This window comes from Streptomyces sedi, from assembly GCF_006335015.1.
Taxonomy (GTDB): domain Bacteria; phylum Actinomycetota; class Actinomycetes; order Streptomycetales; family Streptomycetaceae; genus Streptomyces; species Streptomyces sedi.
This window is the reverse complement of record NZ_VDGT01000011.1, coordinates 135,945-162,107: the sequence shown is the minus strand read 5'-3', so window position 1 is coordinate 162,107 and position 26,163 is coordinate 135,945. Positions and strand designations below refer to the sequence as shown.

Here is a 26,163-nt window from a genome sequence, read left to right as displayed (position 1 = left end):
GCTTGCGCGTGATTGCCCTTTTCCGGACTGAAGTTGCACCGGCACGCTTGTGGTTTGTGGGGGTGCGACCACGGTACGGGGTGGCGGGGGTGCGTTGTCGAGTACCGCCCGGCGTGGGGTTGCTCGCGCCACCTCCACCGCCGGTGGGCGGCTGGGGGGCGCGAGGAACTGCGCGGTGCGTTCGTGGCGGGGGGCAGACGACCACCGAGCCGTACCGGGCGGGCGCGTTGTCGACTGCCGCCCGGCGTGGGGTTGCTCGCGCAGTTCCCCGCGCCCCTGCGCCGGCGTGGGGTTGCTCGCGTAGTTCACCGCGGTCCTGCCGCCGGCCGTGGGTGGCTCAGGTCTGTTGGGGGGCGGGGAGGGAGACCAGGCCGTGGGTGCCTCGGGCCGTGGTCGTGACGGCGGAGAGGAAGCCGCTGGCGCGTGCCGTGACGCGGTCCGTGAACCACCCCTCGGCCAGGTCGCAGACCAGCACCCGCACCTCCGTGTCCGCCAGCACGCGGGGCAGCGTGTGCACCACGGTGGAGGGGAAGCTCAGGATCGTTCCGCCTATCGGCCCGCGCCTGGCCACCAGTTCCAGCGGCAGGTCCGGGCGGATCACCTCGACGCCGGTCTCGTCCGCGAGGCGGCGCAGCTTCTCGGCGCTCTCCCTGCGGTGGGCCCAGTAGCGGGTGACGTGGTGCTCCCTGGCCAGGTCCCCGACGGCGGCGAGGTAACGGTCCTCCCGCAGCACCCCGGTCTCCACCAGGGAGGTGCCGACCAGGTCGGCCCCCTCCGTGACGCGCGGCTTGCCGAAGTAGTGGCGCGTCCAGGGGAACGCGTTCTCCGTGACGGTGATCCCCTCCATGGGGCGCACCGGCATCGCGGTGAAGATCTCCACGACCCGGCCGGGCGCCGGGGAGAGCCGGTGCACCGCGCGGCGTGCGACCGGCGCGAAGAGCAGCCCGGCCGCGCCCCGGGAGGACGGCCGGTGCCAGCGCACCAGCCGCTCCCCGTTGGCCAGTTGGGAGACGAACTCCATGGTCGCCGTGCCGTCGTCGACCACCACGATGTCGCGCGGGCGGCTGAGCGAGAGCAGCAGCTGGAGGTAGCGGGAGAACGGGTCCCCCACCACCAGCCGGCGGGCCCTGCGCAGCGGCCCGGCCAGCGCGGCCAGCGTCCTGGGAGGCGCGCCGGCGCCGCCGCGCGCCTCCTGCCAGCGGACCTGGTGCCCCGAGTCCCTGGCCAGCCGCGCCATCCGGCGCAGCTGGCCACGGGTCGTGGGGTCACGAGGAGGGAGCACCACCACCGCGCACTCGGTCTCGGTGGCGCTGGCCCACTCCAGGATGTTGAGCAGCTGGACCGGGCTCTCGGCGAAGGCCAGCGTCTCGGCCGTCTCCGTCGCCCCGGCCGTTCCGGCCTTCCTGGTCTGGGGTTCGCTCATGGACCTCTCCGTCCGGGACCGCGTGACGCTCCCGCGTCGGCGGGGTGGTGGGTGCCGGCGCACGGGGGGCGCCGGCTGCCCGGCCTCAGACCGAGGCCGGCTCGGGGGAGCTCTCGTTGTTCTCGGCCACGACGCCCTTGACGCGGCGCAGCTTCTTCATCGGGGCCAGCTCGCTGTCGTAGACCCGCTTCACGCCGTCGCCCAGGGACTCCTCGATGATCCGGATGTCCCGCACCAGCCGCGTCAGGCCCTGCGGCTCGACGGAGGCGGCCTGGTCCGAGCCCCACATGGCGCGGTCCAGGGTGATGTGGCGCTCGACGAAGACCGCGCCGAGCGCGACGGCGGCCAGCGTGGTCTGGAGGCCGGTCTCGTGGCCGGAGTAGCCGATCGGCACGTTGGGGTACTCGGCCTGGAGGGTGTGGATCACCCGCAGGTTGAGCTCCTCGGCCTTGGCCGGGTAGGTGGAGGTGGCGTGGCAGAGCAGGATGTTCTCGCTGCCGAGCACCTCGACGGCGTGCCGGATCTGCTGGGGCGTCGACATCCCGGTGGAGAGGATGACGGTGCGGCCGGTGGCGCGCAGCGAGCGCAGCAGCTCGTCGTCGGTGAGGGAGGCGGAGGCCACCTTGTAGGCGGGAACGTCGAAGCCCTCAAGGAAGTTGACGGCCTCGGTGTCCCACGGCGAGGCGAACCAGTGGAGCCCGCGCTTGACGCAGTACTCGTTGATCGCCCGGTAGTCGTCGGCGTCGAACTCGACCCGGTGCCGGTAGTCGATGTACGTCATCCGGCCCCAGGGGGTGTCCCGCTCGATCTCCCACTGGTCGCGGGGGGTACAGATCTCGGGGGTCCGCTTCTGGAACTTCACCGCGTCGCAGCCGGCCTCGGCGGCGGCGTCGATCAGGGCGAAGGCGTTCTCCAGGTCACCGTTGTGGTTGATGCCGATCTCGCCCGTGATGTAGACCGGGCGGCCCGGGCCCACGATGCGGTCGCCGAGCTGACGGAGCCGGTTTCCTGCGGTCATGATGCTGTCAGTTCCTTTCCGAGGAGCCACGAGGCGATCTCGCGGACGGCGCCCGACCCGCCCGGCGCTGAGGTGACAGCGCGGGCGGCGGAGCGCACGACGTCATGGGCACTGGCGACGGCCACAGGCCAGCCGACCAGGTGGAAGCACGGCAGGTCGTTGACGTCGTTGCCCGCGTAGAGCACGCGCTCCGGGGCGATTCCTGCTTCCTCGCACCACTGCTTGAGGGCGAGGTCCTTCCGGTCGACGCCGTGCATCACCGGGATGCGCAGCTTGCGCGCCCGGGCGGCGACCACCGGGTTCTCCTCCGAGGAGAGGATCAACAGGGGCATCCCGGCCCGGCGGAGCGCGGCGATGCCGAGCCCGTCGCCGCGGTGGACCGAGACGAGTTCCCTTCCCTCGGAGTCGACGAGCACCCGGTCGTCGGTCTGGGTGCCGTCGAAGTCGAGCACCACCGCGTCCACGTCGGCGCGGGTGGGCAGGTAGTCGGGGAAGTGCGGGAAGCGCGAGTAGCTGTCGTGGTCGGCGGAGGTGCCGGTGGCTATCGCGTTCCGTCCGCCGTCCAGCAGCGGGGCCAGCGCGCGGGCGCGGGCCAGGTCGTGCGGGTCGTCGATCTCCAGCACCCGCGCGGGGTCGGCGCGCACCAGCTCGGTGCGGCCGAAGAAGCGGTGCCGCTCGGCGCGGAAGCCGGAGGCGCGCATCGCGTAGGCGGCGCCGGTCTCCAGCAGGTCCTGCGGCCGGTCCTGGCGGCGGGGGCGGTACGCCTTGTCGTGGTTGACGCCCTGGCCGCCGGTGGCGGCGGCCTCGCGCCAGACGTAGCCGTGGAACGGGGCGACGGTCAGCGCGGTGTCGGCACCGTCGAGCACGGCGGCGGAGACGCCGTCGATCTCCTCGCGGCTGATGAACGGGCTGGTGCACTGCACCAGCAGCACCACGTCGACCTTGACGCGGTGCCGCTCCTCGTAGACGCCCATGGCGTGCAGGACGGCGGCCTCACTGGTCGCGGTGTCGCTGGAGATGTCCTCCGGGCGCTCGATGACCTCGGCGCCCGCGGCGTGCGCGGCGGCGGCGATGCCCGGGTCGTCGGTCGAGACGACCACGGAGGTCAGCAGGCGCGCGGCCCGGCACTCCCGCACCGCGCGGGTGATCAACGGGGCGTCGCCGACGGGCGCGAGGTTCTTGCCGGGAACTCCCTTGGAGCCTCCGCGCGCGGGGATCACGGCCAGCACTGTGCTCATGGCTCACGCCTTCGTCGAGGTCGGTTCGGTGTGGTGGCCGGGGGGTGGGCGTTCACAGCTGGCCCCAGCGGCGGATGAGGGGGGCGACGCGCTGGGCGCCCGCGCGGTAGGCGCCGCGGGCGGTGCGGCGCAGCAGCTTCTTCGAGGCGCCGCGCAGGCCCGCTTCGGAGGCGTTCGACGGCTGGTCGGCCAACGGCTCGCCCTTGGGGTCGAGCCCGTGGCGGGCCAGCAGCCGCGGCAGATAGCCGGGCGCGGTGCGCGCCGTGTAGTAGGGGGCCAACGGGGGCAGCCCGTCGCGCGCCCGCTCGTCGAGCAGGGCGGCGAGCCTGCCGCGGGCGGCGGTGAAGCCGCTCTCCACGCTGGAGGCGCCCCGGGTGATGCCCTGGTCGGCGAGCCAACCGGGGTCGGGGGTCGGGATCAGGCCGTCGTCGATCTCGTCCCAGGAGGCGAGGCAGCCGGAGCCGATGAAGTAGTGGTTGCCCAGCGGCTCGCGGACGCCGAGGTCGGTGAGGACGGCCGTGGGTATGGAGCGCTCCAGCGACTCCAGGGCGGCCGTCGAGGAGACCGTCACCAGCAGGTCGGTGGTGTCCAGGACCTCGCCCATGTTGCCGTAGGCGAGGCTGAAGTTGGCCGGCCACTCCTCCTTGGCCCGCTCGGCGAGCCGCTGGTAGGGCAGCTCCTCGATGTGGGTGGTGTGCTCGCTGGGCTTGCTGCGCAGCTTGAGCACCACCTCGCGGTCCGGGTGGCGCCGGGCGTGCGCCATGGCGCGGCCCAGCAGATAGGCGCGCTCCGCGCGCCCCTCGGGCACCGAGGGCTGCACGGCGAAGACCACCCGCGTCGGCCGCTCGCCGCGCGCGGCGGGGCCCGGGTCGTGGGCGGTGCCGCCGAGGAACGGCAGCGCGCAGGGGGTGACGGAGTCGCCGCCCGCGCCGACGCCTTCGTAGATCTCACGGAAACGGCGCACGTCGTAAGGGCTGTTGGCGAGGACCAGGTCGGCGCCGTGGCGCAGCAGCAGCCCGTCGGAGAGCTTCTCGTAGACGACGCCCACGTAGCCGGTGACCACGACGGGGCGGCGCTCGGCGCCTTCCCAGGCGCGGGCGAGCCCGTGCAGCATGGCCTGGGTGGTGCCGCCGACGCAGGAGAGCACCAGCACGTCGAACGGCGGCAGCTCGGGGTTCTCGCCGGAGGCCCTGCGGCCCTGCTCGGCGAGGAAGTCGACCGCGTTGATCTCGGTCAGGTCCTGGGCCTCGGCCCCCACCTCCGCGAGCTGCCGGGCCGTGGGTGTGGCGCGGCCCCAGAGGAGGTAGCCATGGACGGCCGACTCGGGGGCTATGCGGAGCGCCGTCAGGGCGCCCCACTTCCACCGGGTGTCGGAATCCGCCAGCACGGCCACGCGGGTCTTGGTGGGGGATGAATCGGGCACGTTCTGAACGCTAGGCAGCCGTTTCGAGTCGCGGACCAACTCAATGACAACAGGGCGTTAACAGCACGACACATAAACCCGAACTGGCCTCGTCAGAGGGCGTGTTCACCTGTCTCGGCGACGCTGTTCACCTCACGGACACCGTTGGGACGGCCCTCCGACAACCCACCTTGCCGGTGCGGACCGTGGTCGCCCGCGCCTCGCCGCCGGGGGCCCCAACCGCCCACCGGCCGAGAAGGGGCGCGGGGAACTGCGCGAGCAACCACACACCGGGGCGCAGACGACAACCCACCCGGCCACGAAGCTCCGTAGTCGACCAACCCCCGCCACGAATGCACCGCGCAGTTCCCCGCGCCCCCAAGCAGGCCGCCACCTGCCGAAGGCGAAACCCGTACCTGACCCACCACGCCAGCCCAATCCAGGGGCGCGGGGAACTGCGCGAGCAACCAACCACCGGGGCGCAGACGACAACCCACCCAGACCGGCAAGGTCAGTAGTCGACCAACCCCCGCCACGAATGCACCGCGCAGTTCCCCGCGCCCCCAAGCGGGCCGTCACCTGCCGCAGGCGAAACCCGTACCTGACCCACCACGCCAGCCCCCACCAGGGGCGCGGGGAACTGCGCGAGCAACCATGCGCCGGGGGAACGGAAAAAGGGGCCGCTCGGCGGCCCCTTCCGGGAAAAAGAAAGAGAGTGGCGCGGGCAGGGCTGGGGGAAAACCACCCCGCCCGCGCCTGGGGCTCCCTGAGGTACGGGGGGGACCTCCGGGTGAGCCCCTGTCGGCCGATGACCAGTCGGCCTGCTTCTTACTGCGCCGCGCCCCGCGTTTGCGTTACAGCGCTCCGCCGGCCCGTCACGTCAGGCCCGTTCCACCAGCTCGGCGAGGCGGCGCAGCCCCCGGTGGTTGGCGGTGCGGACGGCGCCGGGGCGGGAGCCGAGCAGCAGCGCCGCGCGCTTGGCGTCGAGTCCGAAGAGGGTGCGCAGCATCACCGCGCCGGCCTGCTCCTGCGGCAGCTCGGCGACCAGCTCGATGGTGCGGCTGGTGCCCAGCGCGGCGATGGCCTCCTCCGCCGTGTCGGCCGAGGACGGGAGGTCGACCAGCGCCGTCTCGTCCGTGCCGCACTCCCTGGGCCGTCGGCCGCGCGCCCTGAGGTGGTCCAGCGCCCGGTTCCGCGCGATGCGGGCGGCCCAGCCGCGGAAGCGGTCGGCGTCGCCATGGAAACGATCGAGGTCACGCGATATGTGGAGCCATGCCTCCGCCGTCACGTCCTCGGCGTCCGGATCGGCCACGATGGTGCGCACATAGCCGAGTAACCGGGGATGCACGGCACGGAAGACCGCGCGGAACGCGGCCTCGTCGCCTCCCTGAGCGGCATGGACCGCCTCGGTCAGCTCGCAGTCTGCCCCCTGCACTCCCGCCCCCTTGGCGACCCCTCGGCCGCACACTCGTTCCCACGGTGGTAACTGTCTGTCCTTCTGTTCTGAACGCTACGCGTCCCCAGCGGTGCCGTCCATGGCGCATCCGGCCGTATCCGCGCGGTAACGGAAAGCGGTCCCGAGGCGCTGAAGGAAGTGCCGAACGGGCCCGGTCAGGGGCCCGCGTCCGGCGGACAGCCGGGGTCTCTCCTGTGGGGGGTGGCGGCCCCGGCTGTCCCACCGTGACTGCCCCGTCTCCCCGCGGAACGCACCAGGCCGCACAGCGCTCTCACGCCTTCCCCCCGTCTTCCGGCCGGTTCCGCCGTGTTCTCCGCGCCAACCTCCCCACTTCTCCGCACCCCCGTTCCACCACCCGCCGACACATACCGTTAAAGTGATAGCACTTAGATAGACAGCCTCTTCCGAGGACCCCACGGGCAGGGCGGAGCCACACATGACATCCACGCAGACCACCGACCAGCGACAGCCCACCGATCCGACCGATCCGACGACCGAGCCCACGACGGAGCCGTCGATACGGGAGACCCCGGCACACAGCGTCCCCGGCGGGCTGGCTCTGCTGCTGACGTTCCTCGGGACGCTGCTCGGCGCGGCCGTCCTGGTGCTCGGCATCCTGCTGGCCAAGGACGAGCGGGCGGCGCTCGGCACCGTCGCGATCGTGTTCGGCTCGCTGCTCTTCACCGGTTCGATCCTCACGATGAGCGGGCTCAACATGGTCGCCCCCGGCGAGGCCAGGGTGGTGCAGTTCTTCGGCCGCTACGTGGGCACCATCCGCGACGACGGCCTCCGCTGGGTCAACCCCCTGACCACCCGCGCCAAGATCTCCACCCGGGTCCGCAACCACGAGACCGCCGTGCTCAAGGTCAACGACGCCGACGGCAACCCCATCGAGCTGGCCGCCGTCATCGTCTGGCAGGTGCGGGACACCGCGCAGGCGAGCTTCGAGGTGGACGACTTCGTCGAGTTCGTCGCCACCCAGACCGAGTCCGCCGTCCGGCACATCGCCATCGAGTACCCCTACGACGCCCCCGGCGAGAACGCGCTCTCGCTGCGCGGCAACGCCGAGGAGATCACCGAGAAGCTGGCCGTCGAGCTCACCGCCAGGGTCAGCCCCGCCGGGGTGCGGATCGTCGAGTCCCGCTTCACCCATCTCGCCTACGCGCCGGAGATCGCCTCCGCGATGCTCCAGCGCCAGCAGGCGGGCGCCGTGGTGGCCGCGCGGGAGACCATCGTCGAGGGCGCCTGCGGGATGGTGGAGGCGGCGCTGGGCCGGATGACCGAGCTGGAGCTGGTGGAGCTGGACCAGGAGCGCAAGGCGGCCATGGTCTCCAACCTGCTGGTCGTCCTCTGCGGCGACCGTTCGCCCCAGCCCGTGCTGAACACCGGCACGCTGTACCAGTGACCGAGCCGTCCGAGGGGCGCGGACACCGCGCCGCGCGTGACACGAGGAAGCAGGTGCTGCTGCGTCTGGACCCCGCGGTGCACGAGGCGTTGCGGCGCTGGGCGGCGGACGAGCTGCGCAGCACCAACGCCCAGCTGGACTACCTGATCCGCCGCGCGCTGCGGGAGGCCGGCCGGCTGCCGTCCGGCGCCCGGCCCCCCGCCCGCCGGGGCCGGCCGCCCGCGGCGGGCGCCGAGGGGGAGGCACCGGACGCGCCGGAGCGGGACGGGGAGTGAGCGAACGAGGGCCGCCGGGACCCCCGTTCGCCTCCGCCGCGCGCTCAGGCCGCCGTCACCCGGTCGGCCAGTTGGCTGAACTCGGCCCATTCCAGCTCGGGTTCGGCCGGGTCCCAGAGCTTCTGCGCGACCGCGCGCAACGGCCCCGTGATGCCGGCGGCGACCTCGTCCTGGGTCTGGGCGTCCGCGATGTCGCCCCAGACGGCGAACCGCCCGCCCGGCACATGCTCGGCGTCGCGGAACTCCTCCGGCACCGGCTCGCTGCCGCGCACCACGTCCGGGGTCCACTCCTGGTAGATGCGCTCCCCCGTCGGATAGGTGAACTCGTTGGGCTCGCCGAGCACGTAGTAGAGGTACTCGGAGTTCATGTTGACCAGCGGCCAGCCGCCCTCCAGGTACTCCACCGGCTCCCGGGCGCCGATCTCGCGGCCGGTCCAGTAGGTGACCTCCCGCTCCTGGTCAGGCTGGACCTCGCCGCCGGCGTGCATCCCGTCGTTCCACACCTGCGGGGTCTTGCCGGCGTCCCTGGCGACGTCGGCCCGGTCGTTGAGCCAGCCGGTGGCGAGGTCGGTGACGCCGGCGTCGTCGCCGAAGCGCTCCCTGGCCGCCTCGGCGAGGTCCGGGTAGGAGGCGTCCGGGTCGGACTTGTAGAGCGCCGCGTACTCGTCGCCGCCCAGGTGGAGGTAGTCGCTGGGGAACAGCTCGGCGTACTCGCGCAGCAGGTCGTCGACGATCTCGGCGGAGTCGGGGTTGGCGATGTCGATGGCGCCGGGCGTCGCCGAGCCGTCCTGTTCGCGCAGCTGGAGGTCGGGGTGGGCCTCCGTCACCACGCCGAGGTGCCCGGGGGAGTCGATCTCCGGGATCACATCGATGTGCAGCGACTGGGCCAGTCGGATGATGTCGGTGACCTGGTCCTTGGTGAGGTGGTCGTCGGAGACGATCTCCGGGTGGGACTCGCTCTCGATGCGGAAGCCCTGGTCGTCGCTGAAGTGCAGCTGGAGCTGGTTCAGCTTCAGCTCCGCCATCTCGCGCAGCCGCGCCTCGATCCACTCGGCGTCGTAGTGCTTGCGGGCGATGTCCAGGCTCAGGCCGCGCTGCGGCCGGTCGGGCCGGTCCTCGACCGTGCCCTGGGCGATGCCGCCCTGGTCGCGCACGGCCTGGACGAGGGTGACCGTGCCGTAGAACGCGCCGGCGTCCGTCTCGGCCGTGATCGTCACCCGCTGGTCATCGGTCCGAAGCCGGTAGCCCTCGGCGCCGCTGTCGGCGCCGTCGTCCAGCACCAGCTCTATGTCCCCGGGGCCCGCGTCCTCGTCCGCCCGGTCGACGGACAGTTCGTCCGCCAGCCGGTCGGCCTCGTCGGTCAGGGAGCCGTCCGGGTCGGTCACGACCCGGGTGGAGTCCGCGGGGGCCCAGCCGGGGCCGGGGGCGGCGTCGAAGGAACGGACGGCGGGCACCGTGCGCGGCGCCTCGTCCGGGCCGGTGGGCAGGGGGGTCGCGGGGGACTCGCCGACGCCCCCCGGCTGCCGGGAACCGGCCTCGTCGTGGGGGTCGCCTGAGGGTCTGGTCATCGTCACGACCAGGGCGAGGGCGATCAACGCCACCGCTCCGGCCAGTGCGCATATTCGCCAGGGCGCTTGTCGCATATTCCGAAGGTAACCGCTGGTCATGAGCTGGCAAACGGATGACAGGGATGCCGGATTTATCGCCCGCGGAGGCCCCCGGGACAGGGCGGCCGAAACGCGTCGATACCATGTGCGCGGCCGGTGGACCGTACCCGGCCGGGCCGACCGACATCCAAAGGGAGCTGCCGGCAGGCCCGACGTGATTCGCGTGCGAAGGGTTCTTCCGTGCCGGCAGGAACGTTGTACCGCGGCCGGGAAGGCATGTGGTCATGGGTGGCGCACCGCGTCACCGGTGTCCTCATCTTCTTCTTCCTGTTCGTCCATGTCCTGGACACCGCTCTGGTCCGTGTCTCCCCCGAGGCGTACGACGACACCATCGCGGTGTACAAGACGCCCCTCGTGGCCGTGATGGAGTACGGGCTGGTCGCCGCGGTGCTCTTCCACGCGCTGAACGGCCTGCGGGTGGTGGCCGTCGACTTCTGGGCCAGCGGCACCCGTTACCAGAAGCAGATGCTCTGGACCGTGGTGGGCCTCTGGCTGCTGCTGATGGCCGGCGCCGCCTACCCGGTGCTTGGCCACGCCGTCCGCGAAGTGTTCGGGAGCTAGATCACCATGAGCGCAACGAGTTCCGTGAGTGCCACCGAGGGCATCGGCCCCGACAACCCGGCGCCGCTGGTCGAGCCACCGCGCGCCAGGTCGGCCAGGACACCGAAGTCCACCCGCACCAACTTCGAGCTGTACGGCTGGATCTTCATGCGGCTGTCCGGCATCGTGCTGGTGGTGCTGGTCCTCGGCCACCTGCTGATCCAGCTGGTGCTGGACGGCGGCGTGAGCAAGGTCAGCTTCGCCTTCGTGGCCGGACGCTGGGCCTCCCCGTTCTGGATGGCCTGGGACCTGATCATGCTCTGGCTCGCCATGCTCCACGGCGCCAACGGGCTGCGCACGATCATCAACGACTACGCGCAGCGGGACGGCACCCGCTTCTGGCTGAAGATGCTGCTGTACACGGCCACGGTCTTCACCGTGCTGCTGGGCACCCTGGTGATCTTCACCTTCGACCCGAACATCCGCTGACGCACCGGGGCTGACGAGGCATTCGCATATGCAGATCCACAAGTACGACACCGTGATCGTCGGCGCCGGCGGCGCCGGGATGCGCGCGGCCATCGAGGCCACCAAGCGCAGCCGGACCGCGGTGCTCACCAAGCTCTACCCGACCCGTTCCCACACCGGCGCGGCGCAGGGCGGCATGGCCGCGGCGCTCGCCAACGTCGAGGAGGACAACTGGGAGTGGCACACCTTCGACACCATCAAGGGTGGCGACTACCTGGTTGACCAGGACGCGGCGGAGATCCTGGCCAAGGAGGCCATCGACTCCGTGCTCGACCTGGAGAAGATGGGCCTGCCGTTCAACCGCACGCCCGAGGGCCGCATCGACCAGCGCCGGTTCGGCGGTCACAGCCGCAACCACGGCGAGGCCCCGGTCCGCCGCTCCTGCTACGCGGCCGACCGCACCGGGCACATGATCCTCCAGACGCTGTACCAGAACTGCGTCAAGGAGGGCGTGGAGTTCTACAACGAGTTCTACGTCCTGGACCTGCTGCTCAACGAGGTCGACGGCGAGCGCCGCACCGCCGGCGTCGTCGCCTACGAGCTGGCCACCGGCGAGCTGCACGTCTTCCAGGCCAAGGCCGTCGTCTTCGCCTCCGGCGGCAACGGCAAGTTCTACAAGGTGACCTCCAACGCCCACACCCTCACCGGTGACGGCCAGGCCGCCGCGCTGCGGCGCGGACTGCCGCTGGAGGACATGGAGTTCTTCCAGTTCCACCCGACCGGCATCTGGAAGATGGGCATCCTGCTCACCGAGGGCGCCCGCGGCGAGGGCGGCATCCTGCGGAACAAGGACGGCGAGCGCTTCATGGAGAAGTACGCGCCCGTCATGAAGGACCTCGCCTCCCGCGACGTCGTCTCCCGTTCGATCTACACCGAGATCCGCGAGGGTCGCGGCTGCGGCCCCGACGGCGACCACGTCTTCCTGGACCTCACCCACCTGCCGCCCGAGCAGCTGGACGCCAAGCTGCCGGACATCACCGAGTTCGCCCGCACCTACCTGGGCATCGAGCCGTACACCGACCCGATCCCGATCCAGCCGACCGCGCACTACGCGATGGGCGGGATGCCGACCAACGTGCTCGGCGAGGTGCTGGCCAACAACACCGACGTGGTGCCGGGGCTCTACGCCGCCGGCGAGGTCGCCTGCGTCTCGGTGCACGGCGCCAACCGCCTGGGCACCAACTCGCTGCTGGACATCAACGTCTTCGGCCGCCGCGCCGGCATCGCCGCCGCCGAGTACGCGGCCACCGCCGACTTCGTCGAACTGCCGGACGAGCCCGCCAAGTTCGTCGCCGACGAGGTGGAACGGATGCGGGACGCCACCGGCGGCGAGCGGATCACCGAGATCCGCGCGGCGCTCCAGGAGACCATGGACAAGAACGCCATGGTCTTCCGCACCGAGCAGACCCTCAAGGAAGCCCTGGAGGAGATCACCGAGCTGCGCCGCCGCTACCGCGACGTCTCGGTGCAGGACAAGGGGCGGCGGTTCAACACCGACCTGCTGGAGGCCCTGGAGCTGGGCAACCTGCTGGAGCTCGCCGAGGTCCTGGTGGTCTCCGCGCTGGCCCGCAAGGAGTCCAGGGGCGGCCACTACCGCGAGGACTACCCCAACCGCGACGACGTCAACTTCATGCGGCACACCATGGCCTACCGCGAGGTGGACGCCGAGGGCAACGAGTCGATCCGGCTGGACTACAAGCCGGTCGTCGTCACCCGCTACCAGCCGATGGAGCGTAAGTACTGATGGCTACCCCGACTCTGGAGAAGCCCGCCGAGGCGGGCACCGACCACCTCGTCACCGTGACCTTCCGGATCCGCCGGTTCAACCCGGAGGTCTCGGAGGAGGTCCACTGGCAGGACTTCGAGATCGCGATCGACCCCAAGGAGCGGGTCCTCGACGCGCTCCACCAGATCAAGTGGCACGAGGACGGCACGCTGACGTTCCGCCGCTCCTGCGCCCACGGGATCTGCGGCTCGGACGCGATGCGGATCAACGGCAAGAACCGGCTGGCCTGCAAGACGCTGATCAAGGACATCACCGCCATCAAGGGCTCGGTCGCCACCAAGCCGATCCTCGTCGAGCCCATCAAGGGCATGACGGTCCTCAAGGACCTGGTGGTCGACATGGAGCCGTTCTTCCAGGCGTACCGGGACGTCATGCCGTTCCTGATCACCTCGGGGAACGAGCCGACGCGCGAGCGTCTCCAGTCCGCCGAGGACCGGGAGCGCTTCGACGACACCACCAAGTGCATCCTGTGCGCCGCGTGCACCTCCTCGTGCCCGGTGTTCTGGAACGACGGCCAGTACTTCGGGCCGGCGGCGATCGTCAACGCGCACCGCTTCATCTTCGACTCGCGCGACGAGGGCGGCGAGCAGCGCCTTGAGGTGCTGAACGACAAGGACGGCGTGTGGCGCTGCCGCACCACGTTCAACTGCACCGACGCCTGCCCCCGCGGCATCGAGGTGACCAAGGCCATCCAGGAGGTCAAGAAGGCCCTGATCACCCGCCGGTTCTGAGACCGCGGGTCCGTTCCCCGCGCCGCCGAGCCGCCCACCGGGCGGTGAGGGGGCGCGGGGAACGGCGCGAGCACCACACACCGGGCCGAGGACGACAACCCGCCCGGCCCCGAGGCTCCGCGGTCGGCCCACCGGGGTCAGTGCGTCGCTCGTCACGGCTGCCTGGCACGGGTCTCGTGCCCACGGCATGGGAATTCCGCCCGCCGGATGCCAAGCTGCGTTCATGAGCACCGCAGAAGAGACCCCGGTCGAGACCACCGTCGTCGCACGGTTGCTGGCGGCACTGCCGGCCGACACCGTGCTCACCGATCCCGATGTGACCGCCTCCTACGCGCACGACATGGCGAGCTTCTGCCCGGCGGGCCGGGCCGCTGCCGTGGTGCTGCCCCGTTCCGTCGAGCAGGTCCAGGAGACGCTGCGGATCTGCCACGCGCTGGGCGTCCCCGTGGTGCCGCAGGGCGCCCGGACCGGGCTGTCCGGCGCGGCGAACGCGGTCGACGGCTGCGTGGTGCTCTCGCTGCTGCGGATGGACCGGGTCCTTCAGATCGACCCGGTGAACCGGATCGCCGTCGTGGAGCCGGGCGTCGTCAACGCGGACCTCTCCAAGGCGGTCGCCGAGCACGGGCTCACCTACCCGCCGGACCCCTCCAGTTGGGAGCAGTGCACCATCGGCGGCAACATCGGCACCGGCTCCGGCGGGCTGTGCTGCGTCAAGTACGGGGTGACCGCCGAGTACGTGCTGGGCCTGGACGTGGTGCTGGCCGACGGGCGGCTGCTGCACACCGGGCGGCGCACCGCGAAGGGCGTCGCCGGCTACGACCTGACGCGGCTCTTCGTCGGCGCCGAGGGAACGCTGGGCGTGGTGGTCGGCGCGGTGCTGGCGCTGCGGCCGGCGCCGCCGCGGCAGCTGGTGCTGGCCGCCGAGTTCGGCTCGGCGGCGGCGGCCGGGGACGCGGTGGCCGCGATCATGGGCGCCGGGCACACGCCGTCGCTGCTGGAGCTGATGGACGGCACCAGCGTGCGGGCCGTCAACCGGCTGACGAGGATGGGCCTGCCGGAGTCGACGCGGGCGCTGCTGCTGGCCGCGTTCGACACCCCGGGGGCGGCGGAGGACCTGGCGGCGGTCGCCGAGCTGTGCCGGGCGTCGGGGGCGACCGAGGTGGTGCCGGCCGACGACCAGGCCGAGTCGGAGATGCTGCTCGCCGCCCGCCGCGCCACCCTCCCGGCGCTGGAGGCGGTGACCGGCACCACGATGATCGACGACGTGTGCGTGCCGCGCGACCGGATGGCGGAGCTGATCGACGGGATCGCCGCCATCGCCGAACGCGTCGACCTGACCATCGGCGTCGTCGCCCACGCCGGGGACGGCAACGCCCACCCGACGGTCTGCTTCGACGCCTCCGACCCCGACCAGGCGGCGCGGGCGCGGGCCTCGTTCGACGACATCATGGCCCTGGGCCTGGAGCTGGGCGGCACGATCACCGGCGAGCACGGGGTCGGGGTGCTGAAGAAGGAGTGGCTGGCCAGGGAGTTGGGCCCGGTCGGCCTCGAACTCCAGCGCTCCGTCCGCCGGGTCTTCGACCCGACGGGCATCCTCAACCCGGGCAAGGTGCTCTGAGACCGGCCCGGGCAAGGCGCTCCGAGCCCCCGGGGCAGGGCGGCCGGCTCAGTCCGTCTCCCGCCGTTCGACGGCCGAGCCCCCGGCGCGCACGTCGCGCGCGGTGTCCTCGCGCTGGTCGTAGGGGGTGCACAGCTCGTCCAGCAGGCGGGCGCGGGAGTCGGCGGGGTCGCGGACCAGGTCGGGCTGGACGCGTTCCCGCCAGACCTCGGCGGCGCGGGGCAGCGACTCGGCGAGGGAGCGGCGCAGCATCCGCTTGGCGACCAGCAGCGGCACCGCGACCACCGGGCGCAGCACGCCGCGCCCGCGCGCGTTGACCAGCACCTCCACCTCCCAGGCGCCACCGGGGGCCGGGCGGGGCGTGGCCCTGGCCTCGCCGCGCACCAGCGAGTGCCGCACCTGGACCAGCAGCGGCGGGCGCCCGGCCGTGCCGGCGGCCGAGGCGTACCAGCGACCGAAGTCCAGCTCGGCCTGGAGCGTGAACCAACGCAGCCAGCGCCGCCGTTGGCGCCCCGGCCGGGAGACGGAGCCGTCCACGCGCAGGGTGGCGCTCTCCGGTCGCTCGACGCCGCGCAGCCGCAGTTCGGCGGCGAGCCGCGGGGTCGGCCCGGGGCCAAGCCGCTGGCCGTCGACGCGCAGCGCGACGCCGGCGGCGCGGTCCCACTCGACGAGGGTGACGCGGGGCGCGATCGCGCCCTTGGCGAGGGGCGCGGCCGTCTCCTCGTCCCGGACGTAACGCGCTCCGGCGGTGGCGTGCGCGCCGTCGAAGAGGGCGACGCCCTGGACGGTCCTGCCGTCCTCGGCCACCAGCCGGTGGTCCTCGGCGCGCAGCCCCTGCCAGACATCGAACGGCACCGCGACGGCACGCGACAGTTCGTCACGGCTGAGGGGCGGATCCAGGATGACGGTGTGCTTGAGTCGTGCCATGGGCGCATCCTGCCCCACGGATCAGATTCGGCGAAGCTCCCAGAGCCGCCAGATGCCGCTTCCGATCAGGTGCTGGACGCCCGTGATGTCCTCCTGGCTGATGGTGAACCGCTTCTCCTGCCAGATCGGGATGATCGCGGCGCTCTCCGCGGCCAGTTCGTGGATGGCCAGGAAGGTGTCGGCGGTCTGCGCCCGGTCCGGCTCGGCCTGCGCCTCGGCGATCAGCCCGTCGATCCGCCCGTCCGAGTAGCCGGTGGCCATGCCGTCGCCGGGGCCGAGGATGCCGTCGGTGAACGTCGAGGGGTCGGGGAAGTCGGGGCGCCAGCCGATCAGGTAGGCGTCGTAGTCACGCGCCGAGTAGACGCCCGGGATGAAGTCGTCCCACTCGTGGTGGGTGACCTCCACCTCGAAGAGGTCGCCCGCCTCAAGCTGCCGCTCGATGGCCGCCGCCTCCTCGTGGTTGGCGGCGCCGCGCGAGTAGGCGATCTCGAACTCCACGGGCAGCGACAGCCCCGCGTCCAGCATCCGCTGCCGCAGCACCTCGGTGTCCGTCTCGCGGTACTGGTCGAAGTAGGGGGTGCCGTGGCCGGTGTAGCCGACGGGGATCAGCGAGTAGAGCGGCTCGACGGTGCCCTGCTGGACCTGGTTGCTCAACGACTCGCGGTCCAGCAGCGCGGCGGCGGTCTGCCGGGCCACCTGCGAGTCGACCGGCATCCCGTCGTCGGTGTTGAACGCCAGCACGCGGATCGAACCGGCCGTGTTCTCCGTCACGGGGCGCTTGGGGTCGCTGCGGTTGACGTTGGCCATCACGCCGGGAGGCATCTTGCCGTCGTTGACGTCGAGTTCGCCGGCCTCCCACGCGGCGACGAGCTGGTCCTCGGGGGACTCCTCGTCGTTCCCGTAGAAGTACCGCACGGTCACGGCCTGCTCGGCCGGCTCGTGGGCGCCCCGGTACTCCGGGTTCGGCACCAGCTCGACGGACTCGCCCTCGTGGTACTCCTCAAGCACGAACGGCCCCGAGCCGTCCACCTGCCAGTTGTCGCGCAGCTCCAGCGTCGCGTAGTTCTTCCGGTCGACGATGGCGCCGACGCTGCCGGCGACCACGAACGGGAAGGTGGCGTCCGAGTGCTCCAGCTCGAAGATGATGTCCCGGCCGTCGACGCGCACCGCCAGCAGGTTGGCCAGCAGCGCGGAGGGACCCGCGTAGGAGAACTTCTCGTCCTCGGGGATCGAGTCGTCGGCGGCCTCCTCCTCGGCGCGGGCGGCCATCGCCTGGATGCGCTCGTAGGAGAACTGCACGTCCTCGGGGGTGATCGGGTTCCCGTTGCTGAACTTCAGGCCGCTCCGCAGGGTGCAGCGGTACACGGTCAGCTCGTTGTCCGTGAAGCCGCAGCTCTCGGCGGCGTCCGGGACGGGCTGCTCGCGGCCGTGCTCGAAGGTCAGCAGCGACTGGTAGAGATTGCTCATCAGGGCCCAGGCCGAGGCGTCGTAGGCCCCGGCCGGGTCCACCATGGTGGGCGTGGAGGTCGTACCGACCACGATCGGCTCCTCGGAGTCGTCCGAGGAACGGAACAGCGCCCAGCCGCCGATCGCGCCGGCGACCAGCGCCAGGGCCAGACCGATGCCTATGACCCCTTTGGCCCGGATACGTCGCACTCCCCGCGCCCTTTCTTCAAAAGTCCAGCAACGAGGGCACCAGCCAACCACACGCGTCACCGGCGTGAGCGGGCGGAGGGCAACGGACGGGCCACACTTCGGCTGGTACCCGGACCGCTACCGGGAGCGAGTTCACCCCCGCTTCACCCCCGGCTGCCTACTCGGGCACCACGCCCGGCACGTCGATCATGAACTCGACCTCGACGGGCCGCACTCCGTCGAGCCGGATCTCCACGCTCTGCGTCCCCAACTGCGGGGAGAACGCGGAGAGCACGAAGTCGCCCTCGAAGGGCGCGCGCACCTCGAAGGAACCGTCCGCGCCGCTGCGCGTCTTGTCCAGGTTCTTCCCGCCCTCGACTCCGGACAGCGTCACCACCGCGCGCGGCAGAGCCACGCCCAGCGCGTCGCGAACCCGTCCTCTGATGACGAGGTCCTCCCCCGTCCCAGTCAACTCCGTCATGCCGTTCCCAACCTCCGCAACGCGTTCTGTGTCCATCACGCTGTCAGTTTGTTCCCCCAGCGTTATCAAGGACACCAACGGCGCCCGAATAGTTGAGGCGGCGAGCCGACAAAATCGGGTGACGGGCGCGACCAACCGCCTTGCCGGCGCATCACCCTTGTCGTCCGCCCCCCGCCCCTCATGCACCACGCCCCACCGGCAGTGCGGGGGCGCGGGGAACTGCGCGAGCAACCCACCACCGGGCTTGCGCCGACAACCCACCGGGCCGGTGCGGACCGTAGTCGACCGCGGCCCGCCACCCATGCACCGCGCCGTTCCCCGCGCCCCCAAGCCCGCCGCCACCTGCCGAACGTGAACCCGCACCCGACCCACCACGCCAACCACACCCAGGGGCGCGGGGAACTGCGCGAGCAACCACACACCGGGCTCACGACGACAACCCACCCGGACCAGCCAGGACCGCAGTCGACCGCGGCCCGCCACGAATGCACCGCGCCCCCAAGCCCGCCGCCACCTGCCGAACGTGAACCCGCACCCGACCCACCACGCCAACCACACCCAGGGGCGCGGGGAACTGCGCGAGCAACCCACCACCGGGCCGAGGACGACAACCCACCCCGGCCGGCCAGGACCATAGTCGACCGCGGCCCGCCCCCCATGCACCCGACCGGTCCGGTCAAACCTGGCCGGAGGCCAGTTCGACGACCGTGATGTCGGGGTCGGCGCCGACCCGCACCGGCGGACCGTACGCGCCGGCCCCCCGGCTCACATACAGCTGCGTGTCGCCGTACCGCTCCAACCCGGCCAGCGTCGGGTTCGCCAGCCCCGCGAGATACGTGATGGGCCACATCTGCCCACCGTGGGTGTGCCCGGACAGCTGGAGGTCGACGTCGTGGTCCACCGCCTCGTGGACCATCACCGGCTGGTGGGCCATCAGCACGGAGGCCCGCGCCGGGTCCCGGTCGCCGAGCGCCGCGCCGTAGTCCGGTCCGCCGAAGTCCGTGCCCTCGCCGTCGACGTCGTTGACCCCGGCGAGGTCGAAGAACGGCAGCTCCCGGCGTTCGTTGATCAGCGGGGTGACGCCCAACTCCCGTACGTGGTCGACCCATTCGGCGGTCTCCACGTAGTACTCGTGGTTCCCGGTGACGAAGAACGCGCCGTCCGGGGCCCGCAGGTCGCCCAGCGGGGCGACGGCCGAGCGCAGGTCGTCGACCTCGGCGTCGACCAGGTCGCCGACGACGGCGATGGCGTCGGGCTGGACCTTGTTGATGGCGTCGACCACCCGGCGGCAGTGGGACTCCCCCAGCACCGGCCCCAGATGGATGTCGCTGACCACCGCGATCCGGTAGCCGTGCCCGCCGCGCGGCAGCTTGGCGAGCGGGATGGTGACGCGACGCACCCGCAGCCGGCGGGCGTTGGCCACGCCGTAGCCGACCGTGCCGAAGGCCGCCAGGCCCGCGCCGACAGCTATGGAACGGGAGACCAGCAGCCGCCGGCTCAGCCCGTCGTCCCCCCGGCCCGCCGCCTCGTCCACGGGACCGTCCCCGCCGGCACCCCCGGCCGCCGCCGGCTCGGCGGCGGCCGACTCCGAGGCAGCCGGCTCCGAGGCAGCCGGCTCCGAGGCAGCCGGCTCCGCCGACCCTCCCGCGGCGCCCGCCGCGACGCCGGCCGGCACCGGCTCCTCACGCACCGGTTCCTCACGCACCGGCTCCGCCGCCACCGGCGCTTCGCCCGGCTCCGCCGGCTCCCGCGCCGGCGCCTTCACGGCGCGCGAACGGCGCAGCAGCGCGAAGCGCGCCACCTCGCCGACGAGAAGCGCCAGCAGCAGATAGAGCAGCGCCGCCATCCAGAGGAACCCGGGCCAGGCCAGGACCCTGTGCACCCCGAACGGCAGCCCCAACCGTCCCCCGCCCGCCGCCAGCAGCGTCATCAGCGTCATCCCGCCCAGCAGCCAGCCGCCCAGGCGCCGGTAGCGCGTGCCGGGGCGGGAGACGTCCCGCACGAGCCGCAGCCACAGGTACCAGTGCGCCCCGCCCAGCACCGCGCCGGCCACCAGGATCATGACCAGGACGGTCACGACGGTCATCACAAGCGAACCCCTCCCGAGTGCGAGGCCGCGCCCGGCCTCGCACTCCAGTATGAGCGACCCCCGTGGGCCGCCCCCGGCCGCCGACGGCGGCTCCGGAGCGGTCCGCGCCCCATCCGTTCACCGGTTTGCGCCGCTCCGCTGGCACGGACGCGGGGGAGCAGAGATAGGTTCACCGTGTGCCGTTCAATCGTTCGTCTTCTTGTCGGATCTCCGTTCGCCTGGCGGTCCTTGGCCTGCTCACCCCGACCCTGCTGGCGCCCGCGCTGGCCGCGGCCGACGAACCGCCCGCCGGTGGCGCGGTCGTCGGCGGGCCCGAACTCGCCGGCTCGGGAACCGCGGTGCACCTCGGCGAGGGCGCGCCCGCGCTGCCCGAGGAGCTGACCGCGAAGTCCTGGGTCGTAGCCGACGCCGAGAACGGCGAGGTGCTGGCCGCCCACGCGGCCCACCGCAGACTGCCGCCGGCGAGCACCATCAAGATGCTCTTCGCCGACACCTTGCTGCCGCAGCTGGACCGGGAGGCCACCTATCTGGCCGAGCCGGAGCACTTCACCGAGCTGGGCCCCGGCAGCAGCGCGGTCGGCGTCGCCGACGGCAGCACCTACACCGTCGAGGACCTGTGGCGCGGCGTCTTCCTCGCCTCGGGCAACGACGCGGTGTACGCGCTGACCTCGATGAACGGCGGCAAGGAGGCGACGGTCGCGGAGATGAACGCGCGCGCCGCCGACCTCCAGGCCAACGACACCCATGTGGTCAACCCGGACGGCTACGACGCGGACGGCCAGCTCTCCTCCGCCTACGACCTGACGCTCTTCGCCCGCGCCGGGCTCCGACACGAGGACTTCCGCGAGTACGCCGCGACCCCCTCCGCCGACTTCCCCGGCGAGGGCGAAGGCGAGGACCGCGAGACCTTCGAGGTGCAGAACACCAACAGGCTGCTGGTCGGCGCCCCCGGGCTGGACCCGTTCCCCGGCATCGCCGGCGTGAAGAACGGTTACACCACCGAGGCCGGCTACACCTTCACCGGCGTCGCCGAGCGCGACGACCGGGTGCTGCTGGTCACCGTGATGGACCCGGCCGACGACGACAGCCTCGCGGTCTACCGCGAGGCTGCCGCCCTGCTGGAGTGGGGCTTCGCCGCGGCCGACAGCGTCGAGCCGGTCGGCGAACTGGTGCGTCCGCTCAGCGAGATGCCGCCCGCCGGCGAGGGGGAAGCCGGCGGCGCCGTGTCCGACGGGAAGAACGCGGACGCCTCCCTGGGCGGCGCGGCGGGACCGGCGGGCGACTCGGGTTCCGCCAGCGGCCCGCTGGTGCTGGCGGTCACCGCCGGGGGTCTGGCGGTGCTGGCGGGGGCGGCGTATCTGTATCACCGGCGTCATCCGCTGCCGGTGTCGCTTCCAGCGCGTCGGCGTCGGGACGGTCCTCGGGACTGACGGCGGTGGCCGTCCAGGCGCAGCACCACAGCAGCAGCTTGGCGATCAGGTTGATCCACAGCAGCAGCGCCACCGGCACGCCGAAGGCGCCGTATATGCTCCGGCCGGCGACGCCGGTCAGATAGCCGCCGAGCAGCAGCTTCAGCAGTTCGATGCCGACCGCGCCCAGCAGGCACGCCGTCACCGTGGCCCGCCGCGGCGGGCGGACGCCCGGCAGCCAGACCAGGACGTAGAGCAACAGCAGGAACGTCACGCCGACGGCCACCGCGTAGGCCCCCAGCTGGACCAGCGCGGTGAAGCCGCCCAACTCCCTGCTGGCCCAGTGCAGCAGGGACTGGCCGACGGCCGAGACCGCGAGCGAGACCAGGGTGACCAGGCCGAGGCCGGCGAGCACGCCGATGTCCTTGACCCGGCGCAGCACCATGTTCTCCTCCGGCTCGGAGAGGTCCCACACCTCCCGCAGGCAGCCGCGCAGCGCGTCCACCCAGGCGGCGCCGGTCGGCAGCACCAGCAGCAGCGAGACGAGGCCGATGGTGCCGGCGTGGTCGAAGAGCGCGCCGAGGTCGAGCTGCTCGGAGATGCCGGGGATCTGCTCGGAGATCCAGTGTTCGATGTCGTCGAGGTGCCCGTCGTTCAGCAGCAGCCCGCCGACCGCGGCCACCAGGCCGAGAACGGGGAAGAGCGTGATGAAGCTGGTGAACGTGATCGCCGCCGCCAGCCGGGTCCAGTTCCGCCGGTCGAGGTGCTGGTAGAGCCGCCAGATCGGGCTACGCAGAAACCAGTCCACCACGGTCGCCACCCAGGGGAGCCGCCGCAGCCAGTCCATCCGACCCTCCTCGCCCAGCCGGCCGCGCCCGTCGCGCCCCGGTCGCCGTGACCCTATGCGCGCCTGCCCGGCCGCGCGGCACACGACACCGGCGGCGGGCCGACGAGGCGGACCCCGGGCGTTCAGGCCACCCGAGAGGCGGCGTCGGGGCGGGGCGCGGTCCCGGGGGCCGAGGCGAAGCGGAACTCCCTGCGCAGCGCCCAGGCGCCGCCCCCGTCCTGCTCGTAGAGGGCGAACCCGGTCGCCTGCCAGGCGGCCTCGTAGTCGGACAGCTCCTCGCTGGCCCGGTCCATCGCCTCCTCAGCGATGCCGTGCGCCACGGTGACGTGCGGGTGGTAGGGGAAGAGCAGCTCGCGGGCGAGCGGCCCCTCGGGGGCGCGCACCCGCTCCTGGAGCCAGCCGCAGGCCGCGGCGCCCTCCACGACCCGCACGAAGACGACGGGCGACAGTGGCCGAAAGGTGCCGGTGCCGCCGAGCCGCATCGGGAACGGCCGCCCGGCGGCGGCGAGCGCCGACAGGTGGTCCTCGATCGCCGGTCTGGCGGCGGGGTCCACCTCGGTCGGCGGCAGCAGCGTCACATGGGTCGGGATGTGGGCGGCTGCCGCGTCGCCGAAGCCGAGGCGACAGCGCTGCAAGTGGCTTCCGTGCGGCTCCGGGACCGCGATGGACACACCGAGCGTCACCGTCCCCACCATCCGACTCCCTCCCACTCCCGCCGGTTCGCACTCCCGACGTCGAACCCGTGCGCCTGCTCCTGGCCAGTGTGCCGCCTCGGGGCGCGAACGCGAACGGCGCGCGACCCCGGCTCCGTTCTCAGCCGCGCAGCCCCGGCAGGAAGCCGACCGCCTCGTGGACCCGCGCCAGCGTCTCGGCCGCCACAGGGCGGGCCTTCTCGGCGCCCCTGGCCAGCACCCGGTCCAGCTCGGCCGGGTCGTCGAGGAAGCCCTGGGTCCGCTCCTGGAACGGCGCCACCCACTCGGTGAACAGCTCGGCCAGCTCGGTCTTGAGCGGGCCGTAGAGCTGGCCCGTGTACTTCTCCTCGATCTCGGCGATCGTCATGCCGCTCAGCGCGCTGTAGACACTCAGCAGGTTGCTCAGCCCCGGCTTCTCCGCCGGGTCGTAGCGCACCTCGGTACCGGTGTCGGTGACGGCGCTCCGGAACTTCTTCGCCGACGTCTTCGGCGGGTCGAGCAGCCAGACGATGCCCTTGGGCGAGGAGCCGGACTTGCTCATCTTGCTCGCCGGGTCCTGGAGATCCTGGATCTTGGCGGCGTCCTTGAGGATGTAGGCGTTCGGCAGCCGGAACAGGTCGGCGCCGTACCTGCCGTTGACCCGCTGGGCCAGGTCGCGGGTCAGCTCGACGTGCTGCCGCTGGTCCTCGCCGACCGGCACCTGGTCGGTCTGGTAGAGCAGGATGTCGGCGGCCTGGAGGATCGGGTAGGTGAAGAGCCCCACGGTGGTGCCCTCGGCGCCCTGCTTGGCCGACTTGTCCTTGAACTGCGTCATCCGGGACGCCTCGCCGAAGCCGGTCACGCAGTTGAGCACCCAGGCCAGCTGCGCGTGCTCCGGCACATGGCTCTGCACGAAGAGCGTGCACCGCTCCGGGTCGAGCCCGGCGCCCAGCAGCTGCGCGGCGGCCAGCCTGGTGGCCTGGCGCAGCGCCTCCGGGTCCTGCGGGATGGTGATGGCGTGCAGGTCCACGACGGAGTAGAAGGCGTCGTGGGTGTCCTGGAACGGCAGCCACTGCCGCACGGCGCCCAGGTAGTTACCCAGGTGGAAGGAGCCGGCGGTCGGCTGGATTCCGGACAGGACGCGAGGACGTTCGGTGGCCATGCGGCTCATTCTCTCAGGTCGGCCAACCGGGTAACGGCCCCGGCGGAACGTCCGCCGAGAGGGCTCGTGGGCACCGGATTCCGGACAGTCGCGTGCGGATTCTTCCCATAGCGGACGGAACCCGCTACAAGTCGAGGCGAAGGCAACACCCCCGCCAGAGATCGGAAGCCGCCATGAGCGTCCAGGAGAACCCCGCCGCACTGATCGCCGCCGCCGAGGCTCACAGCGCGCACAACTACCACCCGCTGCCGGTCGTCCTCTCCTCCGGCCGCGGCGCCTGGGTGACCGACGTGACCGGCCGCCGCTACCTGGACCTGCTGGCCGGCTACTCGGCGCTCAACTTCGGCCACGGCCACCCCCGGCTGATCGCCGAGGCCAAGGCCCAGCTGACCCGGCTCACCCTCACCTCCAGGGCCTTCCACCACGAACGCTTCGCGCCGTTCGTCACCGAGCTGGCCGAGCTGTGCGGGAAGGACATGGTGCTCCCGATGAACACCGGGGCCGAGGCGGTGGAGACCGCGGTGAAGACGGCCCGCAAGTGGGGCTACCGGGTGCGCGGGGTGCCGGCGGGCCGGGCGCGGATCGTCGTCGCGGCCAACAACTTCCACGGCAGGACCACCACGCTCGTCGGTTTCTCCACCGACCCGGACGCCTACGAGGACCACGGCCCGTTCACGCCCGGGTTCACCGTGGTGCCGTTCGGCGACCTGGCCGCGATGGAGGCGGCGCTGGCCGACGACGCGGAGGGCGAGGTGGTGGCCGTGCTGCTGGAGCCGATCCAGGGCGAGGCCGGGGTGGTCGTGCCGCCCGCCGACTACCTGCCGGGCGTGCGGAGGCTGACCGCCGAACGCGGGGTGCTGCTGATGGCCGACGAGATCCAGTCCGGGCTCGGCCGCACGGGCCGCACGTTCGCCTGCGAGCACGAGAACGTGGTGCCCGACGTCTACATCCTCGGCAAGGCACTGGGCGGCGGCGTGCTGCCGGTCTCCGCCGTGGTCGCCTCCTCCGAGGTGCTGGGCGTGCAGCGGCCGGGCGAGCACGGGTCGACGTTCGGCGGGAACCCGCTGGCGTGCGCGGTGGGCCTTGAGGTGGTGACGATGCTGCGCGAGGGCGAGATCCAGGCGCGGTCCGCCCGGCTGGGCGAGCGGCTCCACGAGGAGCTGGGCAAGCTGGTCGGCGAGGGCGTGCTCACGGAGGTGCGCGGGCGCGGCCTGTGGGCGGGCCTCGACCTGGCGCCGGGCCTCGGCACCGGCCGCGAGGTCGCGACGAAGCTGCTGGAACGCGGCCTGCTGGTGAAGGACACCCACGGCAGCACTCTCCGCATCGCGCCGCCGCTGGTGATCGAGGAGGAGGACCTGGACTGGGCCCTGACCCAACTCCGCGAGGTTCTCGTCGGCTGACGGCTCACGCCTGACCGGCGCGACACCGTGGTCGAACGCACCGCGCCGTTCCCCACGCCCCCAAGCCGCCCACCGGCGTGACAGGGGCGCGGGGAACTGCGCGAGCAACCCACCACCGGGCCGAGGACGACAACCCACCCCGCCACGAAGCTCCGTAGTCGACCAACCCCCGCCACCCAGCAATCGCGCAGTTCCCCGCGCCCCCTCAGGCCGTCACCGGCCACAGGTGAACCCGCACCCAACCCACCACGCCCACCACACCCAGGGGCGCGGGGAACTGCGCGAGCAACCCACCACCGGGCTCACGCCGACAACCCACCCACCCACGAAGCTCCGTAGTCGACCAACCCCCGCCACACATGCACCGCGCAGTTCCCCGCGCCCCCAAGCCCGCCGCCACCTGCCGAGCGTGAACCCACACCCGACCCACCACGCCAGCCCCAACCAGGGGCGCG

Annotated in this window: 21 protein-coding genes and 1 pseudogene; 9 read left to right on the top strand and 13 right to left on the bottom strand. The window is 72.3% G+C overall.

The genetic code is table 11. From position 1 onward, the window contains the following. Positions 1-337: 337 nt before the first annotated feature. The 5 genes and pseudogenes from FH715_RS16400 to FH715_RS16380 all read right to left on the bottom strand — a co-directional run. On the bottom strand, positions 338-1,423 hold the full coding sequence (locus FH715_RS16400) for a hypothetical protein (RefSeq protein WP_139645918.1): 1,086 nt from the start codon (positions 1,421-1,423) through the stop codon (positions 338-340). A gap of 85 nt (positions 1,424-1,508) precedes the next feature. Next, positions 1,509-2,441, bottom strand: coding sequence for an N-acetylneuraminate synthase family protein (locus FH715_RS16395; RefSeq protein WP_139645916.1), 933 nt, complete (start codon positions 2,439-2,441; stop codon positions 1,509-1,511). Continuing rightward, entirely contained in the window at positions 2,438-3,679 is a 1,242-nt protein-coding gene (locus FH715_RS16390; RefSeq protein WP_139645915.1) for an acylneuraminate cytidylyltransferase, read from the bottom strand. Before FH715_RS16390 ends, FH715_RS16395 begins: the two co-directional genes overlap by 4 nt. Before the next feature lie 52 nt (positions 3,680-3,731). Then, on the bottom strand, positions 3,732-5,102 hold the full coding sequence (locus tag FH715_RS16385; protein WP_139645913.1) for a DUF6716 putative glycosyltransferase: 1,371 nt from the start codon (positions 5,100-5,102) through the stop codon (positions 3,732-3,734). A gap of 871 nt (positions 5,103-5,973) precedes the next feature. Further along, positions 5,974-6,516 (bottom strand): annotated as a pseudogene (locus tag FH715_RS16380) (RNA polymerase sigma factor); the annotation flags it as partial. Between the two features lie 457 nt (positions 6,517-6,973). Between FH715_RS16380 and FH715_RS16375 the strand changes: the two are divergent. Both FH715_RS16375 and FH715_RS16370 read left to right on the top strand, forming a co-directional pair. After that, positions 6,974-7,942, top strand: coding sequence for an SPFH domain-containing protein (locus tag FH715_RS16375; RefSeq protein ID WP_139645910.1), 969 nt, complete (start codon positions 6,974-6,976; stop codon positions 7,940-7,942). Next, positions 7,939-8,217: a type II toxin-antitoxin system antitoxin gene (locus FH715_RS16370; protein WP_139645908.1), complete on the top strand. Its 279-nt coding sequence runs from the start codon at positions 7,939-7,941 to the stop codon at positions 8,215-8,217. The genes FH715_RS16375 and FH715_RS16370 overlap by 4 nt, the downstream gene beginning before the upstream one ends. Before the next feature lie 44 nt (positions 8,218-8,261). Here the strand turns inward: FH715_RS16370 and FH715_RS16365 are convergent, their stop codons facing one another. Next, on the bottom strand, positions 8,262-9,860 hold the full coding sequence (locus tag FH715_RS16365) for a beta-N-acetylhexosaminidase (RefSeq protein ID WP_139645906.1): 1,599 nt from the start codon (positions 9,858-9,860) through the stop codon (positions 8,262-8,264). A 204-nt stretch (positions 9,861-10,064) separates the two neighbouring features. Here FH715_RS16365 and sdhC point away from each other — a divergent pair, with 204 nt between their 5' ends. From sdhC to FH715_RS16340, 5 genes are all read left to right on the top strand, one after another. Then, on the top strand, positions 10,065-10,445 hold the full coding sequence (sdhC, locus tag FH715_RS16360) for a succinate dehydrogenase, cytochrome b556 subunit (protein WP_139645904.1): 381 nt from the start codon (positions 10,065-10,067) through the stop codon (positions 10,443-10,445). Between the two features lie 6 nt (positions 10,446-10,451). Beyond that, positions 10,452-10,913 carry a succinate dehydrogenase hydrophobic membrane anchor subunit gene (locus tag FH715_RS16355; protein ID WP_211367670.1) on the top strand — a complete coding sequence of 154 codons (462 nt, stop codon included), beginning with the start codon at positions 10,452-10,454 and terminating at the stop codon, positions 10,911-10,913. Positions 10,914-10,941: 28 nt separating this feature from the next. Next, complete coding sequence (sdhA, locus tag FH715_RS16350) at positions 10,942-12,696, top strand: succinate dehydrogenase flavoprotein subunit (protein ID WP_139645900.1); 1,755 nt, start codon at positions 10,942-10,944, stop codon at positions 12,694-12,696. Continuing rightward, positions 12,696-13,469 carry a succinate dehydrogenase iron-sulfur subunit gene (locus tag FH715_RS16345; RefSeq protein WP_139645898.1) on the top strand — a complete coding sequence of 258 codons (774 nt, stop codon included), beginning with the start codon at positions 12,696-12,698 and terminating at the stop codon, positions 13,467-13,469. Before sdhA ends, FH715_RS16345 begins: the two co-directional genes overlap by 1 nt. A gap of 223 nt (positions 13,470-13,692) precedes the next feature. Next, on the top strand, positions 13,693-15,087 hold the full coding sequence (locus tag FH715_RS16340) for an FAD-binding oxidoreductase (protein ID WP_139645897.1): 1,395 nt from the start codon (positions 13,693-13,695) through the stop codon (positions 15,085-15,087). A gap of 48 nt (positions 15,088-15,135) precedes the next feature. Here the strand turns inward: FH715_RS16340 and FH715_RS16335 are convergent, their stop codons facing one another. From FH715_RS16335 to FH715_RS16320, 4 genes are all read right to left on the bottom strand, one after another. Further along, positions 15,136-16,014, bottom strand: a complete 879-nt coding sequence (locus FH715_RS16335) for a hypothetical protein (protein ID WP_139645895.1) — start codon at positions 16,012-16,014, stop codon at positions 15,136-15,138. 21 nt (positions 16,015-16,035) lie between these two features. Beyond that, positions 16,036-17,670: an ABC transporter substrate-binding protein gene (locus FH715_RS16330; RefSeq protein ID WP_139645894.1), complete on the bottom strand. Its 1,635-nt coding sequence runs from the start codon at positions 17,668-17,670 to the stop codon at positions 16,036-16,038. A 157-nt stretch (positions 17,671-17,827) separates the two neighbouring features. Next, complete coding sequence (locus FH715_RS28255) at positions 17,828-18,130, bottom strand: carboxypeptidase-like regulatory domain-containing protein (RefSeq protein WP_170184741.1); 303 nt, start codon at positions 18,128-18,130, stop codon at positions 17,828-17,830. Between the two features lie 676 nt (positions 18,131-18,806). Continuing rightward, entirely contained in the window at positions 18,807-20,216 is a 1,410-nt protein-coding gene (locus tag FH715_RS16320) for a metallophosphoesterase (RefSeq protein WP_139645890.1), read from the bottom strand. 179 nt (positions 20,217-20,395) lie between these two features. Here FH715_RS16320 and FH715_RS16315 point away from each other — a divergent pair, with 179 nt between their 5' ends. Then, positions 20,396-21,649 carry a D-alanyl-D-alanine carboxypeptidase family protein gene (locus FH715_RS16315; protein WP_246108776.1) on the top strand — a complete coding sequence of 418 codons (1,254 nt, stop codon included), beginning with the start codon at positions 20,396-20,398 and terminating at the stop codon, positions 21,647-21,649. On the opposite strand, the gene FH715_RS16310 is transcribed toward FH715_RS16315, so the two are convergent. From FH715_RS16310 to trpS, 3 genes are all read right to left on the bottom strand, one after another. After that, positions 21,537-22,475 (bottom strand): YihY/virulence factor BrkB family protein, encoded by a 939-nt coding sequence (locus tag FH715_RS16310; protein ID WP_139645888.1) that lies wholly within the window; start codon positions 22,473-22,475, stop codon positions 21,537-21,539. The genes FH715_RS16315 and FH715_RS16310 overlap by 113 nt on opposite strands. A 122-nt stretch (positions 22,476-22,597) precedes the next feature. After that, a complete protein-coding gene (locus tag FH715_RS16305) occupies positions 22,598-23,167 on the bottom strand; it encodes a 2'-5' RNA ligase family protein (protein WP_139646048.1) in 570 nt (189 codons plus the stop codon). A 121-nt stretch (positions 23,168-23,288) separates the two neighbouring features. Then, the gene (trpS, locus tag FH715_RS16300) at positions 23,289-24,308 is read right to left on the bottom strand and encodes a tryptophan--tRNA ligase (protein WP_139645886.1); all 1,020 of its coding nucleotides are present in this window, start codon (positions 24,306-24,308) and stop codon (positions 23,289-23,291) included. 173 nt (positions 24,309-24,481) lie between these two features. Here trpS and rocD point away from each other — a divergent pair, with 173 nt between their 5' ends. Then, the gene (gene rocD / locus FH715_RS16295) at positions 24,482-25,708 is read left to right on the top strand and encodes an ornithine--oxo-acid transaminase (protein ID WP_139645884.1); all 1,227 of its coding nucleotides are present in this window, start codon (positions 24,482-24,484) and stop codon (positions 25,706-25,708) included. The last annotated feature ends 455 nt before the right edge of the window (positions 25,709-26,163 follow it).

What these genes read in the sequence shown, in the direction of transcription:
- FH715_RS16400 (WP_139645918.1), bottom strand. Translation starts at nt 1,423, where the DNA reads ATGAGCGAACCCCAGACCAGGAAGGCCGGAACGGCCGGGGCGACGGAG.
- FH715_RS16395 (WP_139645916.1), bottom strand. Translation starts at nt 2,441, where the DNA reads ATGACCGCAGGAAACCGGCTCCGTCAGCTCGGCGACCGCATCGTGGGC.
- FH715_RS16390 (WP_139645915.1), bottom strand. Translation starts at nt 3,679, where the DNA reads ATGAGCACAGTGCTGGCCGTGATCCCCGCGCGCGGAGGCTCCAAGGGA.
- FH715_RS16375 (WP_139645910.1), top strand. Translation starts at nt 6,974, where the DNA reads ATGACATCCACGCAGACCACCGACCAGCGACAGCCCACCGATCCGACC.
- FH715_RS16365 (WP_139645906.1), bottom strand. Translation starts at nt 9,860, where the DNA reads ATGCGACAAGCGCCCTGGCGAATATGCGCACTGGCCGGAGCGGTGGCG.
- FH715_RS16355 (WP_211367670.1), top strand. Translation starts at nt 10,452, where the DNA reads ATGAGCGCAACGAGTTCCGTGAGTGCCACCGAGGGCATCGGCCCCGAC.
- sdhA (WP_139645900.1), top strand. Translation starts at nt 10,942, where the DNA reads ATGCAGATCCACAAGTACGACACCGTGATCGTCGGCGCCGGCGGCGCC.
- FH715_RS16345 (WP_139645898.1), top strand. Translation starts at nt 12,696, where the DNA reads ATGGCTACCCCGACTCTGGAGAAGCCCGCCGAGGCGGGCACCGACCAC.
- FH715_RS16340 (WP_139645897.1), top strand. Translation starts at nt 13,693, where the DNA reads ATGAGCACCGCAGAAGAGACCCCGGTCGAGACCACCGTCGTCGCACGG.
- FH715_RS16335 (WP_139645895.1), bottom strand. Translation starts at nt 16,014, where the DNA reads ATGGCACGACTCAAGCACACCGTCATCCTGGATCCGCCCCTCAGCCGT.
- FH715_RS28255 (WP_170184741.1), bottom strand. Translation starts at nt 18,130, where the DNA reads ATGACGGAGTTGACTGGGACGGGGGAGGACCTCGTCATCAGAGGACGG.
- FH715_RS16320 (WP_139645890.1), bottom strand. Translation starts at nt 20,216, where the DNA reads ATGACCGTCGTGACCGTCCTGGTCATGATCCTGGTGGCCGGCGCGGTG.
- FH715_RS16310 (WP_139645888.1), bottom strand. Translation starts at nt 22,475, where the DNA reads ATGGACTGGCTGCGGCGGCTCCCCTGGGTGGCGACCGTGGTGGACTGG.
- trpS (WP_139645886.1), bottom strand. Translation starts at nt 24,308, where the DNA reads ATGGCCACCGAACGTCCTCGCGTCCTGTCCGGAATCCAGCCGACCGCC.
- rocD (WP_139645884.1), top strand. Translation starts at nt 24,482, where the DNA reads ATGAGCGTCCAGGAGAACCCCGCCGCACTGATCGCCGCCGCCGAGGCT.